Origin of the sequence: Paucibacter sp. KCTC 42545 (assembly GCF_001477625.1) — a bacterium.
In the GTDB taxonomy this organism is placed as follows: Bacteria; Pseudomonadota; Gammaproteobacteria; order Burkholderiales; family Burkholderiaceae_C; genus Paucibacter_A.
In genome coordinates, this window is the sequence record NZ_CP013692.1 from 3,716,600 (window position 1) to 3,731,113 (window position 14,514).

General features: G+C 64.7%; 13 protein-coding genes. 9 read left to right on the forward strand and 4 right to left on the reverse strand.

Annotated features, from left to right (window positions below):
• From AT984_RS16010 to AT984_RS16025, 4 genes are read left to right on the forward strand one after another with little or no spacing between them, the layout of a single operon-like run.
• Positions 1-720 (forward strand): PEP-CTERM sorting domain-containing protein, encoded by a 720-nt coding sequence (locus AT984_RS16010; protein ID WP_082680088.1) that lies wholly within the window; start codon positions 1-3, stop codon positions 718-720.
• A 44-nt stretch (positions 721-764) separates the two neighbouring features.
• The gene (locus AT984_RS16015) at positions 765-1,331 is read left to right on the forward strand and encodes a phage tail protein (RefSeq protein ID WP_257721184.1); all 567 of its coding nucleotides are present in this window, start codon (positions 765-767) and stop codon (positions 1,329-1,331) included.
• Positions 1,332-1,383: 52 nt separating this feature from the next.
• A complete protein-coding gene (locus AT984_RS16020) occupies positions 1,384-1,983 on the forward strand; it encodes a phage tail protein (protein WP_197418128.1) in 600 nt (199 codons plus the stop codon).
• Between the two features lie 60 nt (positions 1,984-2,043).
• Positions 2,044-2,643 (forward strand): phage tail protein, encoded by a 600-nt coding sequence (locus AT984_RS16025; RefSeq protein WP_082680090.1) that lies wholly within the window; start codon positions 2,044-2,046, stop codon positions 2,641-2,643.
• Between the two features lie 37 nt (positions 2,644-2,680).
• Here AT984_RS16025 and AT984_RS16030 read toward each other — a convergent pair whose 3' ends face one another.
• The 4 genes from AT984_RS16030 to AT984_RS16045 are packed head-to-tail and all read right to left on the reverse strand — an operon-like array spanning position 2,681 to position 8,568.
• Complete coding sequence (locus AT984_RS16030; RefSeq protein ID WP_058720957.1) at positions 2,681-3,838, reverse strand: lactonase family protein; 1,158 nt, start codon at positions 3,836-3,838, stop codon at positions 2,681-2,683.
• Between the two features lie 34 nt (positions 3,839-3,872).
• The gene (locus AT984_RS16035) at positions 3,873-5,090 is read right to left on the reverse strand and encodes a DUF5009 domain-containing protein (protein ID WP_058720958.1); all 1,218 of its coding nucleotides are present in this window, start codon (positions 5,088-5,090) and stop codon (positions 3,873-3,875) included.
• On the reverse strand, positions 5,090-7,774 hold the full coding sequence (locus AT984_RS16040) for a TonB-dependent receptor (protein ID WP_058720959.1): 2,685 nt from the start codon (positions 7,772-7,774) through the stop codon (positions 5,090-5,092). Before AT984_RS16040 ends, AT984_RS16035 begins: the two co-directional genes overlap by 1 nt.
• 32 nt (positions 7,775-7,806) lie before the next feature.
• On the reverse strand, positions 7,807-8,568 hold the full coding sequence (locus tag AT984_RS16045; protein WP_058720960.1) for a chitinase: 762 nt from the start codon (positions 8,566-8,568) through the stop codon (positions 7,807-7,809).
• A gap of 131 nt (positions 8,569-8,699) precedes the next feature.
• On the opposite strand from AT984_RS16045, the gene AT984_RS16050 reads away from it, so the two are divergent.
• From AT984_RS16050 to AT984_RS16070, 5 genes are all read left to right on the forward strand, one after another.
• Positions 8,700-9,365, forward strand: coding sequence for a response regulator transcription factor (locus AT984_RS16050; protein ID WP_058720961.1), 666 nt, complete (start codon positions 8,700-8,702; stop codon positions 9,363-9,365).
• Positions 9,362-10,750: an ATP-binding protein gene (locus tag AT984_RS16055; protein WP_058720962.1), complete on the forward strand. Its 1,389-nt coding sequence runs from the start codon at positions 9,362-9,364 to the stop codon at positions 10,748-10,750. Before AT984_RS16050 ends, AT984_RS16055 begins: the two co-directional genes overlap by 4 nt.
• A gap of 183 nt (positions 10,751-10,933) precedes the next feature.
• The gene (locus AT984_RS16060) at positions 10,934-11,545 is read left to right on the forward strand and encodes a class I SAM-dependent methyltransferase (RefSeq protein ID WP_058720963.1); all 612 of its coding nucleotides are present in this window, start codon (positions 10,934-10,936) and stop codon (positions 11,543-11,545) included.
• A gap of 189 nt (positions 11,546-11,734) precedes the next feature.
• Positions 11,735-13,255: an AMP nucleosidase gene (locus AT984_RS16065; protein ID WP_058720964.1), complete on the forward strand. Its 1,521-nt coding sequence runs from the start codon at positions 11,735-11,737 to the stop codon at positions 13,253-13,255.
• A 30-nt stretch (positions 13,256-13,285) separates the two neighbouring features.
• Positions 13,286-14,488, forward strand: coding sequence for a GGDEF domain-containing protein (locus tag AT984_RS16070; protein WP_058720965.1), 1,203 nt, complete (start codon positions 13,286-13,288; stop codon positions 14,486-14,488).
• The last annotated feature ends 26 nt before the right edge of the window (positions 14,489-14,514 follow it).

Genomic DNA, 14,514 nt, shown 5'->3' on the forward strand with positions numbered 1-14,514 from the left:
ATGCGAATGAATTCTTTGGCGTGTCGCGCATTGCTCGCGGCCACGGGTTTGGCCTGGGGCGCACACGCGGCGGCGGGGGTGGTGACCTACCAGAGCCAAGCGGCTTTCGTGACCGCCACCAGTGGCTTGGGCGCTGCGCAACTGAGCAACTTCGACGCTGCAGGCCTGCTGGGCAACGCTTACACAAACAGCGCCGGCAGCCCGAGTTTCAGTCTCAGCGCCGACTCCGCCGGCCCTGCCACGCCTTATGTCAAAGGCGGCTTCTGGACCACCTCGGGCTCGCAGTACCTGGGCCTGAACAATGGCGACGGCGCCTTTCTGGGCGGCGACAGCCTAACTTTCAATTTGACCGGCTCGGTGCGGGCCTTCGGCCTTTACGTCATCACCGGCGCTGATGTGATCGCCGGGGACATCGGCCTGACCATGGGCAGCACCCAGATGAGCAATGGCGCCAGCGCCGACCGCAGCGATGGCGCCGGCAGCTACGCCTACTTCTTCGGCCTGATCTCTGACACCGACTTGGGCAGTGTGACCATGAAGTTTGGTGACGGCAGCTTTTTTATGACGGCCACGGTGGACGATGTGAGCCTCTACGGCCCGGGGCAAACCGGCACCATCCCCGAGCCCAGCAGCCTGGCATTGTTGGGCTTAGGTCTGCTGGCACTTTGCGCGACAGCCCGGCGCCCGCACGGCAAGCCAGTTCAGGAGGCCAAGGTATGAATACGTCAGCACCCAAATCTTCCGTCCTGCGGGGCGCCCTGGCCTTGGCTGCGCTATGCCTGCTGCCCACTGCGCCCGCCGTTGCGGGCAGTGAACCCATACTCGGAGAAATCGTCTGCGGTGCCTGGAACTTTGCGCCCAGGGGCTGGATGATGGCGCAAGGCCAGCTGCTCTCAATTTCGCAGAACACCGCCTTGTTTTCGCTGCTCGGCACACAGTACGGCGGCGATGGCCGCAGCACGTTTGCGCTGCCCGACCTGCGTGGCCGCGCCGCGATCAACGCCGGCCAAGGACCCGGCTTAAGTGAATATGTGATGGGGCAGCAAGGCGGTGCGGAAACGACGAGCCTGCTAGCGAGCAATCTTCCTGCCCATAGCCATCAGGTCGTGCAACTGGGCAGCACGCAAGACGCCAGCCTGCAGTCACCGGCCGGGGCCGTGCCCGCCAGCAAGGCGCGCAGCCAATTCTACGCCGCTGCCACGCCAGGGACCGCAAGAGCGGCGAGCCGAACCGATTCGGCAGGCCAAGGCCAGCCCATCAACATCATGCAACCCTATCTGGCGATGAGCTGTGTCATCGCCACGCAGGGTGTCTTTCCTTCCCGTCCGTAAGCAGGGGCTCATCATGATCAGCAAGAGCGAAAGAAACCCTTTGAACTTGAGCATGCGGCGGTGCCGCCGCGCCCTGGCGATCCCCTTGATGGGGCTAGCGCTGGCCGGCATGCCGTCCGCTCATGCTGGCACGGACCCCTTCATCGGCCAGGTCATGTGCGGCGGCTGGAACTTCGCGCCCTATGGTTGGATGGAGATGGATGGCCGACTGCTGCCCATTGCCGAGTACGACACCTTGTTCGCCCTGATCGGCACTACCTTTGGTGGAGATGGCGTGCAGACCTTTGCCCTGCCAGACACGCGCAGCCGCATGGTGGTGAGCCAAGGCACGGGGCCCGGCTTGTCCACCCGCGTGCTGGGCCAGGCCATGGGAAGCGAAAGCCAGACCCTGACGAGCAGCCAGCTGCCTTCGCACAGCCATGGCTACCGCCCGCAAGGCAGCTTGGGTGATGCCACAGCGCTGTCTCCGGCAGCTGCAGTGGCCGCCAACAAGGCCCGCACAACGCTGTATGCGCCCGGCCCCGGCACTGTGCCCATGCAAGGCGTGCAAAGCAGCGTGACAGGGGGCAGCCAGCCCTTCCAGGTGCAGCAGCCGTATCAAACGATCAAGTGCGTCATCGCCGTGTGGGGGATCTTCCCCTCGCAAAACTGATGAGATCGGCCGCCGCCATGGCTGCGGCTGAACCCGTACCGAATCAATCAAGGAGTTGCCATGTCTTTGCAACAAGCAAATCGTCTGGCCCGTCAGCTGCGTGGGCTTGGCCTGAGCGTTTGCCTCTTGGGCGCGACAGCGTCCTGGGCCGACACCCCGTTTTTGGGTGAAACCGCCTGCGGCATCTGGAACTTCGCGCCCAAGGGTTGGGCGCTGATGAACGGGCAGTTACTGTCCATCCAACAAAACCAAGCTTTGTTTTCGCTCCTGGGCACGAGTTACGGCGGCAACGGTATCCAGACCTTTGCCCTGCCCGACACGCGTGGCCGAGTTGTCATCGGCGCGGGTGCTCAGTACCAAGTCGGTGATCGCGGCGGTACCGAGGCGGTGACCTTGACGACGGCGCAAATGCCCATGCACAACCACGAGGTCGCGCTGCCCGGCAGCGCCTCGATCGGTGACACGCAAAGCCCCGCCGGCAAATCCCCCGCCAGCCAGAGCCGCAGCACCTTGTACGCCGCGCCCAGCGTGCCGGGTGTGGATATGAGCCCGGCCTCCGTGGCCTCGGCCGGTGGCAATCAGCCCGTCAGCGTGATGCAGCCCTCTCTGACGCTGACCTGTGTGATTGCCCTGCAAGGGATTTTTCCGAGCAGAGACTAATCAATGCCCCGGGGTGACAGCGTCTGAACGCCCGCGCTCACATGCTGGCAAACACCAGATGCGCCGGGCTGGGCACCGGGACATAGCGCCCGGTGAATTGCAGGCCAGCGCCACGCTCAGCCAAGCGAAACACCGCCAGGTGATCGCTGCGCTGATTGCAGACGAAGAAGTAGCGGCCGCTGGGGTCGAAGCTGCCGCTGCGCGGATAGCTGCCGCGCGTCCACTCATGGCCCAGCAACTGCGGGCTGCCGGCGGCGTCGATCTCGAAAATAGCGATGGCATCGTGCAGGCGATTCAGGCAAAGAAGCTGGCCACCGTCGGGCGTGAACTGCAGCTCCGACGCGAAGCTGGTGCCCGCAAAGCCCGTCGGCAAGGTGCTGACTTCGCCCAGCGCCCGCAGCACGCCGCCCGCCTGCGCATCGAAGCGCCACCAGCTCAAGCTGGATGACTCTTCATTGAGCACGTAACACAGCGAGGCATCGCGCGGATGAAAACACAGCTGGCGCGGCCCGGCGCCCGCCGAGCTGGGGTGGCAGCGCGGCGCCGATAAGCGGCCACTGCGCGCATCGAACTGCCAGCTGATGATTTGATCCAGCCCCAAATCCGTGCTCAGCAAGAACTGGCCCGTGGGGTCGAGATTTGCCTGGTGGGCATGCGGCCCGTCGTGGTCGCTGTGAGCAAAACTGCCGGGCGGCGCATGCTGCGCCAGCGCGGTGTAGGGCTGCAGGGTTTTGAACTGGGCCGGGCTTTGCTGATCCAGCTGTTGCCCCAGGCCGCCAGCCGCGTCCAAGGCCAGCACAGCCAAGCTGCCACAGCCGTAGTTGGCCACGAAGAGATAGCGCTCTTGCGCATCCAGGCTTAAATGCACCGGTCGCGCCCCGCCCGAGGCCACGCAGCCGGCCAGGCTCAGCGCACCGCTGGTGGCATCGCGCCGATAGACGCTCACCGAGCCGGACAAACGGCCTTGAAAATCCTCATGCTCATTGGCCACATAAAGCCGGGAGTGATCGGCATTGAAGAGCAAGAAGCTAGGGTTGGGCGCCAGGTCCGGCGTGCCCAAGCTTTGCAAGTCGGCCTCGGCGCCGACGCCGTTCATGGCGAAGCGGTAGATGCCTTGACCATGCGGGGCATAACTGCCCACATAAGCGTGGCAAGGCTTGGCACTGATGTCGGAGCTGACTGGCAGAAGATTCACGATCGAGAAGGACAGAAAACTGAAGAATGGGAGTCTAGATGCGCAGGCGAACCCCACGCGCCGCGATGAACTTGACGAAGGCCGCCACCGCCACGGCATAGGCCATGCCGAACATCACCCCCAACGGTGCGCTGCGAGTGAAGGCCGGCCACACCCAGTGCAGCAGCTGCATCAGCGCTTCAACGACGAAGGGCGTCAGATAAGCCAGCAAGGGGTTGGCTGCCACCGCATCCAGCAAGCCGGGCAGGCGTGGCGCGGCCACGGAAGTTGCCGCCGTACGTTGCCGCCACTCCAGCCACAGCTGCAAAGCGGCAAAGATCAGCACGCAAGCCGCCGCGCTGTAGAGCGCCCAGCTGGGCGTGGCGTAGATCTTGGAGATCTTGAACGCCGGCCGCATCAGCCCCGCCAGCACGGCGAGCGCGGCAGCAAACAACAGGGCCAGGCCCAGGCGCTGCGCCATGCTGCGGGCACGCGTCTGGTCGAAGAAGATCAGCGCCGTGATGCTGCCGCTGATCGCCAAGCCACCATGCACCGCATTGCCATCCTGACTGAACAGCAGACGCAGCCAGTCGCTGCTCTGCACCAGCGGCAGGCGCTGCAGGACGAAGTAAGCCATGCACAAGCCCAGCGCCAGCAGCAGGCCGCCCACGCGAGCCCGGCACAGCAAGAATGCCATGCAGCCAAGCAAATAAGCCCAGCCGATCAGACCCAGAATGCCCCACCACTGCGTCGTCATGCTGCCGCTGCCGTCTGGCGCGCCGCGATAAAGCCAGGCCAGTAACGCAAATAGCGCTACACCGGCCAGCCGCCAGCCGCCCGCCAAGGCCGGCCCGCCGCGCAGCGAGCCCCACAGGGCAAAGGCGGCCACATAGCTCAGCAGCGCCCACAGAGCAATCGGCATGGGCATAGATGCGGCATGGAAGCCGTCTTCCGCGTTGACCATGAAGACGCCAATCAACACCAGGCTTAAGCCCCGTTGCAGCACATGCAGCAAGAGTTGGCGCGGCGTATCGCCGGCCTTCAGGCGTTGCTGCAGCGCGAAGGGAATGGACATGCCGACGATGAACAAAAAGGCCGGAAAGACCACATCGACAAAGCTCATCGCATCCACATCCGCCGGCATATGCAGCATCCAGGCCGGCAGATCGTTGACCCGATGCCATTCATTGACGGTGATCATCACCAGCACCGTCAGGGCGCGAAAGATATCGATGCTGGCAATGCGGCCAGCGCGCAAATGGCGTCCGAACATCAGTAGTCAATGCCCACGCGCAGGCCAACCATGCGCGGCTCATTCCACATCGCCTTCACAAAGCCGCCGCCATCACCCGCGGCGTTCTTGGTCCACTGATTGGTGAGGTTGTAGACATAGGCTTCCACATGCCAGTTTTTGGGCGAAACCAGCTTGATCGAGGCATCGATCTTGGTGAAGGCTTTTTGCGCATCGGAGATGTGCGGGTTGTCCAGATTGCGCAGGGTGAAGTACATCTTGTCCTGCCACTTCAGTGCGATCCAGGGCGTCAGCACATAGCCGCCGTCGAAGTTGAAGCTTTGCGAGAAGTTGAGGCCCAGGCTGTACTTGGGCGACATCGGCAGGTGGTTGCCGGTGATGTCGTAGATATTGCGGCCCACCAGGGTGGGGTCGTTGCCGGCATAGGCCGGTGGGCAGGCGGGCGCGCCGTTTTCCTGCCGGTAGTCGCAGTTCCAGGTGTCGCTGAAAGCGGGGTAGTCCTTGATCTTGGAGTTGATGTAGGTGAAGAAGCCGCCCAGGCGCGCGCCGGACCAGGGCTTGTAATCCAGCTCCAACTCCAGGCCAGGGATCTCCACCGTGCCGACATTGATGGTCTGCCACTTCTGCACGATGTCGCAGCCCACGGTATTGGCGGTGCAATCACGCTCAGGCTTGACCTTGGCAGCAAAGAAGGCGTCGGTGACCTGCATGTCCTTGTAGCGGCTGAAGAAGGCCGTGGCCGAGAGGGACAGACGCTTATTCAGCATCAAACCCTTGTAGCCAAATTCCAGATTAGTGACCGTCTCGGGCTTGTAGGGGAAGAAGGTGAGTTGCGGCGATGGGCCTTCGGCGCATTGGAAGCCGCCGCAGCGGTCGTCCTTGTCGCCAAAGCCGCCCGCCTTGTAGCCGGTGGACAGCGAGGTGAACACCATGTCTTGCGGCGTGAGCTGATTCATCAAACCCAGGCGATAGGTGAACTTGCTCCAGGACATCGAGTTGTCGTTCTGCGCCGGTGGCTGGTATTGCGCGTAGGCGCCGGTGCCGGCCAAGGGGCCCATGCCGGCCGTCAGATTGCTGCTGCTCGGTGGTTTGAAGTCCGGCGCGCCGGGCACGCCCGGATCAAACAGACCGTTGAAGTAGGCCGGCGAAGTGCTGTCCCATTCGCCGCCGTAGACCTTGCCGCCCTTGTCGGTTTTGCTGTCGCGGCTGTAGCGCCCGCCCAGGGTGGCGGTCCAGGTATTGGCGAACTTCAGGTCCATCTGGCCGAAGACGGCCTTGGCATCGATCTGCCGATTGGGCTGCTGGTAGTACTGGCTGATCGGGTAACCGTAAGGCGGGTTGACCAGTTGCTCCTGCGCATAGTCGATGGCGTTCTTCTCGCGCATCCAGAAGGCGCCCAGCACGTACTGCAGGTTCTCGGTCTTTTGCTTGAACTGCAACTCCTGCACCAGCGAGAGGTATTTGGAGCTCAGCGTGCGGGAGGTGTCGTCCCGCACCGGCCAGCTGCCCCAGTCGCCATCAGGTCCAACCGGCCACTGGGCCGTGACCTGGCTGGAGAGGCGGTGATAGCCGGAGTCATCATCGCCTTGCTGCGAACGGCGCTGGTCGGCGTAGGCAAAGTTGTATTCCAGGCTGCTGTGCTTGCTGAGGTTCCAGTTCAAGCCGCCGCGCACCGTGTCGATGGACATATCGATCTTGCCCGGCACATTGATGCTGACATCCCACTGCCCGCCCGGGCAGGCGAAGCGCGTGCCGGCGGCCTGGGCGCAGTCTTTCAGGCCGATGTCGCCGGCGCCGTTGTTCTTGAACTTTTCATAGCCCAGCGAGGCTTCCAGATCGGGGCTGATCTTCCAGCGCCCGGTCAGGCGTGCCGCCCACTCGTTCTTGTTGTTGTAGGCATCGGCCTTGCTGACCTTGCTGTTGTAGCGCTGGTCCACATCGGGAATGCCATCGGCCACAAAGCCGTGCTCGGGCATATTGACGTCGGTGAAGTCCTGCGACTGGTTCAGCCAGCTGTCGCGCTTGAGCACCATCACGGTGGCGCGCAGGGCGAAGTTGTCGCTCAGGCCGATGTTCTGAATCAGATTGAGTTGGCGCTTGTTGTAACTGCCGAAGTCCAGTTCGGCACTGCCGTAGGTCTCACCAAACTCGGGCTTGGCCGGAATGATGTTGATGCTGCCGGCGGTGGAGTTGCGGCCGAACAGCGTGCCCTGCGGGCCACGCAAGACTTCCACCTGATCCAGGTCGAACATCAGAGCCATCGCCCCCTGGGGACGCGGCGAATAAAGGCCGCCCACATGCAGGCCCACGGCGGGGTCGCCGATCTCGGTGAAATTGTTCGAGCTGATGCCGCGGATGGCGATTTGCACGCCCGAATCCGCACCGGTCGAGATCTGCAAATTGGGCACCGTGCCGGCCAGGCCGCGCACATCGGTGACGCCCTCGCGGGTCAGCTTGTCCTGCGTGATGGCGGTCACCGACACCGGCGTTTGCAGCAGGCCCGAACTCATGCGTGTGGCCGTGACGGTGACGGTGGGCAGTTCGGACTTATCAGCTTTCTCCGCTTTCTCAGCCTTGTCTGTTTTGTCGGCTGTCGCGGCTGCTTGTTGTTGCGCCCAGGCGGCCGGGGCCAGCAAGCTGCTGATGGCCAAACCAATGGCGCCGAGGCGCACGCTACTGCAAAGGCGTCGGGAAGATGCATTCATGGTCGGTGGTCTCCTGGTTTTCTGGGGCAAATTCAGCAGCTCAGGCGCGGGCCTGGCGGGACGTTGAACAAGGCCGCTGCGCGGCGGTAGAAATCAATGCGGCGGGCGATTTGCTGAGCCGCTGGGGAGTCAGCTGGCTTGTCGCATTCCAGCGCGCCGTTGATGGCGCGAATGCTGGCGCCGAAGCCGGCGCCCGCCACCATGGCCTGGTGGGCCGGAATGGTGGCCGGGCCAGGCTGGCTCATCCAGTACCAGATGGCGGTTTGCCAGGCCAGCTTGGGTTCGCGCGCCACCCGGTCGGGATCGGCCCACAGGTCTTCACCCAAGGCCTGGCCGGCAGCCAAGTACTGGTAGTTCCAGCTGAGCTGAATCGGGCCTCGGCCGAAATACTGCTGGCCGGGCGCGCAGGTCTGGCCGCGCTCCACACTGCAGTAATGGTCGTAGTTGGCTTGGTTGTACTCGCGCACGGCTTTGAGCGAATCGGACTCGTGCGCGATATTGGCTAGAAAGGCCGCCATCTCCTGGCGGCGCAGCTCGGCCGAACCTTCCCCCGCAAAGCCAGGGAATGAGCGCGCCGCCGCCACAAAGCCTGCGTAGCTGTAGAAGGGCAGGCGCTGCGGGAACAGTTGCTCGAACTGCGCTTCGCTGGGCAGGAACTGCGCTTGCTCTGCCACCTCTGCCACCGCGGGCTTTCCGGGCTGGGCGCAAGCCCCCAGCAACAAGGCCAGCAGTGAGGCCAGCGCCCCTGGCCAAGCAAGTAGCTGCCGATGGCGACGATGCGTGAAACGCGACATAACACCTTTCCTGCGGGTCAAGGATGCCATTATTGGTATCGGACTGGTCATGGGTTTTCGTCCGGCTGCCGCATCTTCTCCAATACCGTCTTAAGACCGCATTAACGCGGGCCTTGGTAGAGTCCCTCGCTATGCGAATCTGTCTGGTGGAAGACGACCTCGAGCTGGGTCATTCGGTGCAGGCCCTGTTGCAAGACGGTGGTCATGACGTGGTCTGGGTGCGGCGCTTGACCGAGGCGCGCTACTGGCTAGAGCAGCAACAAGGCTTTGACGCCCTGGTGCTGGACCTGGGCCTGCCCGATGGCAATGGCCTGGAGTTGCTGCGCCTGATGCGCCAGAGCAATAAGCAGCTGCCCATCGTGGTGATCACCGCCCGCAGCGGCATTGAAGACCGCCTGCACGGCTTGGACAGCGGCGCCGACGACTATCTGGTCAAACCCTTCGCCGGGCCCGAGTTGCTGGCCCGCTTGCGCGCGGTAGCGCGGCGTGCCGGCCTGCTCAGCAGCGACGCCGAGGGACAGGAATGGCGGCTCAAAGACCTGAGCCTGGACGAGCGCCGCATGGTGCTGAGCCGACATGGCCAGGTCATCAATTTATCGCCCACCGAGTTCTCCATCCTGCTGACCTTGCTCAAGCTGCCCGACCGCGTGGTGACGCGGCGCGAGCTGGAGGCGCGCGCCATGCCTAACGCCGACAACCATGCACTCGATGTGCATATCTTCAATCTGCGCAAGAAAATCGGTGAAGGCTATGTGCGCACCGTGCGCGGCGTTGGCTTTGTGCTGGAGCGGCAATGAGTGAGGTGACCGGCGCGGCGGCCCGCAAATCGCTATTCCGCCGCACCTTCGGCGCTTTTGCGGCGGTGGCCTTGCTGAGCTGGTGCGGGCTGATGGTGCGCGAGTTCCACGAGGTCAGCGTGGTGCATTCCCGCAATGGCCAGGCCGCCAATCGTCTGTGGGCGGAGCAAGCCCGCATGCAGGCCCAGCAATGGGCCGGCCAGGCCGAGCGCCTGGACGCCGCGCTGGCCGAGCTGGAGCATTTGCGCGAGCAGGAGTGGCAAGACATCGGCTACGAGCCGCCCATCATCGCCCAGCAGGTGTGGCAGGGCGAGCGCCTGCTGCACCGCATGGGCACGCCCGAGATGGGCGACCGCCTGACGCCCGATGAGCAGAAATTCGCCAGCGATGAGCGCTGGCTCTACATCGAAGCGCGCGCGCCCGAGCAGGACTTGATCGTGCGGCGCTGGCAAGAGGTACCGGGCGACTGGCATTTCAGCGCCGATGGCCTGAGCTATTACGCCCGCCCCTTGTTCTACAGCTTGCCGCTGATGCTGTTGATCGCTTGGTTTTTGTTGCGCGCGGGCTTTGCGCCGCTGCGCCGCATTGGCGAGCAGATTGCGCAGCGCTCGGCCACCGAGCTGAACGCGCTGCCGCCCTCGCCTTTCGAGGAGTTGGCGCCGGTGGTGACGGCCGTCAATCAACTGATGGCGCGCTTGCAGCAGCGCCTGGAACGCGAGCGCGAATTCCTGCTCGACGCCGCACATGAGCTGAAGACGCCGCTGGCGGTGATCCAGCTCAATGCCGAGACGCTGCAAAGCCAGCCCAGCCCGCAGCGCCGTGAGGAGTCGCTGCAGCGCCTGGGCGATGGCGTGCAGCGTGCCAATCACACCGTGCAGCAATTGCTGGCCCTGGCCCGCAGCGGCGCCGACACCGAAAGCGCCGAGTTGCGCCGCCATGATCTCGTCAGCCTAACGCGTGATCGCATTGTGCTGGCCAGCGAACTGGCGCTGGCCCGCGGCATCGAGCTGGAGTTGCTGGCGCCGGAACACTGCGAGCTGCCCATGCACCGCGAAAGCCTGGGCGCTTTGATCGACAACCTGGTGGACAACGCCGTCAAATACTCGCCGCCCGGCAGCCTGGTGCAGGTGAGCATCAGCGAGGCTGCCGACAGCGTCACGCTGAGCGTGCGGGACCAGGGGCCTGGCATCGCCGCAGACATGCATGCCAAGGTGTTCGAGCGCTTCTTCCGCCTGCCCGGGCTCAATCAGCCCGGCAGCGGCCTGGGCCTGGCCATCGTGGAGCGGGCAGCGGCGCGCCATCAGGCCACGGTCAGCCTGGCCGCGGCGCAGGCCGATCCGGCGGCGCCGGGGTTGTGTGTCACGGTCATATTGCCGCGCCGTTAAGACTCAGGAGCCAGCCCGGTTCCAGCGACAAGCAAAGCAAAAATTTGAGTGCCCGGTCCGGCCGGCAAGCTCTATGCTGGTCATATGAATGCCAAGGCCAGACCTGCTGCTTCCGGTTCAGTTGCATCTGCATCTGCCGCTGATGCCTCGGTGCCGCCCTGCAAGGACGAGGCGCACGCAGACATGCAATCGCTCTACCGCTGGCGGGCGCCGGTCTACGACCTGGAGCTGGCAGCCTTTGAGCCCCTGCGCCGCCTGGCCATCGATAGCCTTGGCTTGCAGCCGGGCCAGTGCGTGCTTGACCTGGGTTGCGGCACCGGCTTGTCGCTGGGCTTGCTGCGCCAGGCGGTAGGCCCGCAGGGCCGGGTAACCGGCGTGGAGCAATGCCCGGCCATGGCCGAGCGGGCGCGGGCCAAGATTCAGGCTCATGGCAAAGCTTGGCGCAATACTGAGGTGCTGCTCACACCCGCCGCGCAGGTCGAGTGGCCTGCCGATCTGCCGCCGGCCGATGCCGCCCTGTTCCACTTCACCCACGATGTTTTGCAAAGCCCCGCCGCGCTGGACCGTACCCTGGCCGTGCTGCGCCCCGGCGCGCAGGTGGTGGCCTTGGGCCTGTGCTGGGCACCGCCCTGGCAATGGGCCAGCAATGCCTTTGTGCTGGGCGCAGCGCTGCACTCGATGAGTTCTCTCGACGACCTTGCCTGCCCTTGGCGAGGTCTGGCGGCCCGGCTGCAGCAGCACCGCATCAGCCGCCACTGGATGGACAGCATCTATCTGCTGCAGGGTCAGGTCTGAAACCGGCGTCCGAGCTAGAGCTCAGCCTGACCGTTCCGCTTGAAGCAAGACCCGCAACTGGAAATACGCCAACTGCTGAGGCCAGGCCAAAAGCCCCAACCGCGCCCGCCGCCGTCCGGGTTCAAAGTGCCACGAAAAAGAGCCCTCTTTGCCGCGCCACAATGGCTGCAAACCGAGGAGACTCTGCGCATGAGCTTGTTAACCCCGCCCTTCTTCGCCCCCCAGCATTTCAGTGACCCCGACGCGGCCCTGGCGCAGGCCCAGCAAATCTATGCCGCCAGCTTGCGGCATCTGCGCCAGGCCCTGCAACGCTTTGTCGGCGGCGAGGATTTCGGCGCCCAGCGGGTGCGTGCCTGCTACCCCTTTGTGCGCCTGCGCACCAATACCGGCACGCATGGGGACTCGCGCCTGGCCTACGGCTTTGTGGCGGGCCCGGGCACGTTCGAGACCACCCTCACCCGCCCCGATCTGTTTGCGGATTACTTCAAGACCCAGTTCGAGCTGCTGATGCGCAATCACGGCGTGACGCTGGAAATCGGCACCAGCCACCAACCGGTGCCGCTGCATTTCGCGCTGAGCGAGCATGAACACATCGAAGGCCATCTGAGCGCCGAGCGCCGGCGCCGCCTGGGCGAGGTGTTCGACCTGCCCGATCTGGCCGCCATGGACGACGGCATCGCCAATGGCACCTACGACCCCGGCCCTGGCGCGCCGCAGCCGCTGGCCTTGTTCACCGCCCCGCGGGTGGACTATTCCCTGCACCGCCTGCGCCACTACACCGGCACCGCAGCCGAGCATTTCCAGAACTTTGTGCTGTTCACCAACTACCAGTTCTACATCGACGAGTTCACCCGGCTGGGCCGCGAGCTGATGAGCCAGCCGCCCGACCCGGCCCGGCCGAGCGAGTGGGACGACTGCATCGCCTTTGTCGAGCCCGGCAATGTGTTGACCCGGCGCGCCGGCCTGGCGGCCGAGCCCGGCGACGAGGCGGGCAGCATCCCGCCGCGCCTGCCGCAAATGCCCGGCTACCACCTGCTGCGGCGCGACCGCAGTGGGGTGAGCATGATCAATATCGGCGTCGGCCCCGCCAATGCCAAAACCATGAGCGACCATGTGGCCGTCTTGCGCCCGCATGCCTGGCTGATGCTGGGCCACTGCGCCGGCCTGCGCAACAGCCAGCAATTGGGCGACTACGTTCTGGCCCACGGCTATGTGCGCGAAGACCATGTGCTGGACGAGGAACTGCCGCTGTGGGTGCCCATCCCCTCCTTGGCCGAAGTGCAGCAGGCGCTGGAGCAAGCGGTGGCCGATGTGACCCAGCTCAGCGGCTTCGAGCTCAAACGCCTATTGCGCACCGGCACCGTGGCCTCCACCGATAACCGCAACTGGGAGCTGCTGCCCAACGACAGGCATGGCGGCCCGGAGCGGCGCTTCAGCCAAAGCCGCGCCATCGCGCTGGACATGGAGAGTGCAACCATCGCCGCCAACGGCTTCCGCTTCCGCGTGCCCTACGGCACCTTGCTGTGCGTCAGCGACAAGCCGTTGCACGGTGAGATCAAATTGCCCGGCATGGCGGACCAGTTCTACCGCGCCCGGGTCGACCAGCATCTGCGCATCGGCCTGCGGGCGCTGGACTTGCTGCGCGCCAATTCCCTGGGGCAGTTGCACAGCCGCAAGCTGCGCAGTTTTGCGGAAGTGGCCTTCCAGTAGAGAATCCCTCAGACCCAGCTCACACCCACCATGGCCTTCGACAACCCGACGCTGTTCAATCTGCTCTTGCTGCAAGGCTTGGCCGCCGCCTTGTTGATGCTGATCCTGGTGGGGCGGCATGCCAGCGTGGCGGCGCGGCTAGCGGTGGGATTTTTGCTATTGCAAGCGGGTGGCTGGTGCTTGCTGGCGAGCTCAGGCGGCGGGCACGAGCGCTTGCTCTTGAGCTTGTCGATGGCGGCCTTCAGCCTCAGCCTGAGCTTGCTGTGGTGGGCTTTGCGGCTGTGGCTGGGCCCGCAACCGGGCCGCGCCTTGCTGATCCTGGCGCCGCTGCTGATGCCGCCGGTCTATGCCCTGCAATTTGAAGACAGTGGCTTTCGCACGGCCTGGGCACATGCCTGGCTCACTGTGCAATTGGTGATGCTGGCGCTGAGCCTGATTCGCCCCGACAAAGCGCTCGGACAGCAGCGCCGTCAAGCCAAGGCCTGGCCCAACACCACGCCGGGCCTGGACAACCGGCGCTGGCGTGCACTTTTGCTGGCGGCCATCGTGCCCGCCACGGTGCTGAGCCTGCTGCGCGGCGGTATGGGCTTGGTTGACGTTCAAATGCTCAGCCCGCTGGGCCCCTCGGGCATCAACACCTGGTTGGCGCTGGGCCTGCATTGGACGCTCACCTGCACCTTGCTGGGCTTGGTGCTGGCCTGGCGTGGCGAGACCGAGTTGGTGCTGACGCGTCTGGCCCAGACCGATGGCCTGACGGGCTTGTGCGACGCCCGCGCTTTTGCGGCCCGCTCGGTCGACATGATCTCGATGGCGCGGCGCCACCAGGAGCCGCTGGCCTTGATGGTGCTGGACATCGACCACCTGTCCGCCATCAACGCCAGCCATGGCCTGGAGGCCGGCAACAAGGCCCTGGCCTTGTTTGGCAGCTGCGTGCAGGCACAAATGCGCCTAGGCGACCTGGCCGGCCGTGTGGGTGGCGAGGAATTTGGTGTGCTGATGGCTCGCTGCGAGGGCCAAGGACCGCAAGCCCTGGACAAACGCTTGCGCGAGGCCTTGGCGCAGCGCGCGAAGGAAGAACTCGGCTTCGAGCTCAATTTCAGCGCCGGCTGGGCCAAGCTACGCCATGGCGACCGCCATGTCGACGACCTGATGCGGCGCGCCGAGATTGCCCTCTACGAGGCCAAACACGGCGGCCGTGGCCGCTTGATGGCCGAACCGGGCTTGGAAATCTAGCTTTTCACGCTGAGACTGGCCGGAGC

Coding starts and splice junctions, on each gene's coding strand:
- AT984_RS16045 (WP_058720960.1), bottom strand. CDS start 8,568: ATGTCGCGTTTCACGCATCGTCGCCATCGGCAGCTACTTGCTTGGCCA.
- AT984_RS16070 (WP_058720965.1), top strand. CDS start 13,286: ATGGCCTTCGACAACCCGACGCTGTTCAATCTGCTCTTGCTGCAAGGC.
- AT984_RS16020 (WP_197418128.1), top strand. CDS start 1,384: ATGCGGCGGTGCCGCCGCGCCCTGGCGATCCCCTTGATGGGGCTAGCG.
- AT984_RS16040 (WP_058720959.1), bottom strand. CDS start 7,774: ATGAATGCATCTTCCCGACGCCTTTGCAGTAGCGTGCGCCTCGGCGCC.
- AT984_RS16025 (WP_082680090.1), top strand. CDS start 2,044: ATGTCTTTGCAACAAGCAAATCGTCTGGCCCGTCAGCTGCGTGGGCTT.
- AT984_RS16065 (WP_058720964.1), top strand. CDS start 11,735: ATGAGCTTGTTAACCCCGCCCTTCTTCGCCCCCCAGCATTTCAGTGAC.
- AT984_RS16010 (WP_082680088.1), top strand. CDS start 1: ATGCGAATGAATTCTTTGGCGTGTCGCGCATTGCTCGCGGCCACGGGT.
- AT984_RS16050 (WP_058720961.1), top strand. CDS start 8,700: ATGCGAATCTGTCTGGTGGAAGACGACCTCGAGCTGGGTCATTCGGTG.
- AT984_RS16060 (WP_058720963.1), top strand. CDS start 10,934: ATGCAATCGCTCTACCGCTGGCGGGCGCCGGTCTACGACCTGGAGCTG.
- AT984_RS16055 (WP_058720962.1), top strand. CDS start 9,362: ATGAGTGAGGTGACCGGCGCGGCGGCCCGCAAATCGCTATTCCGCCGC.
- AT984_RS16035 (WP_058720958.1), bottom strand. CDS start 5,090: ATGTTCGGACGCCATTTGCGCGCTGGCCGCATTGCCAGCATCGATATC.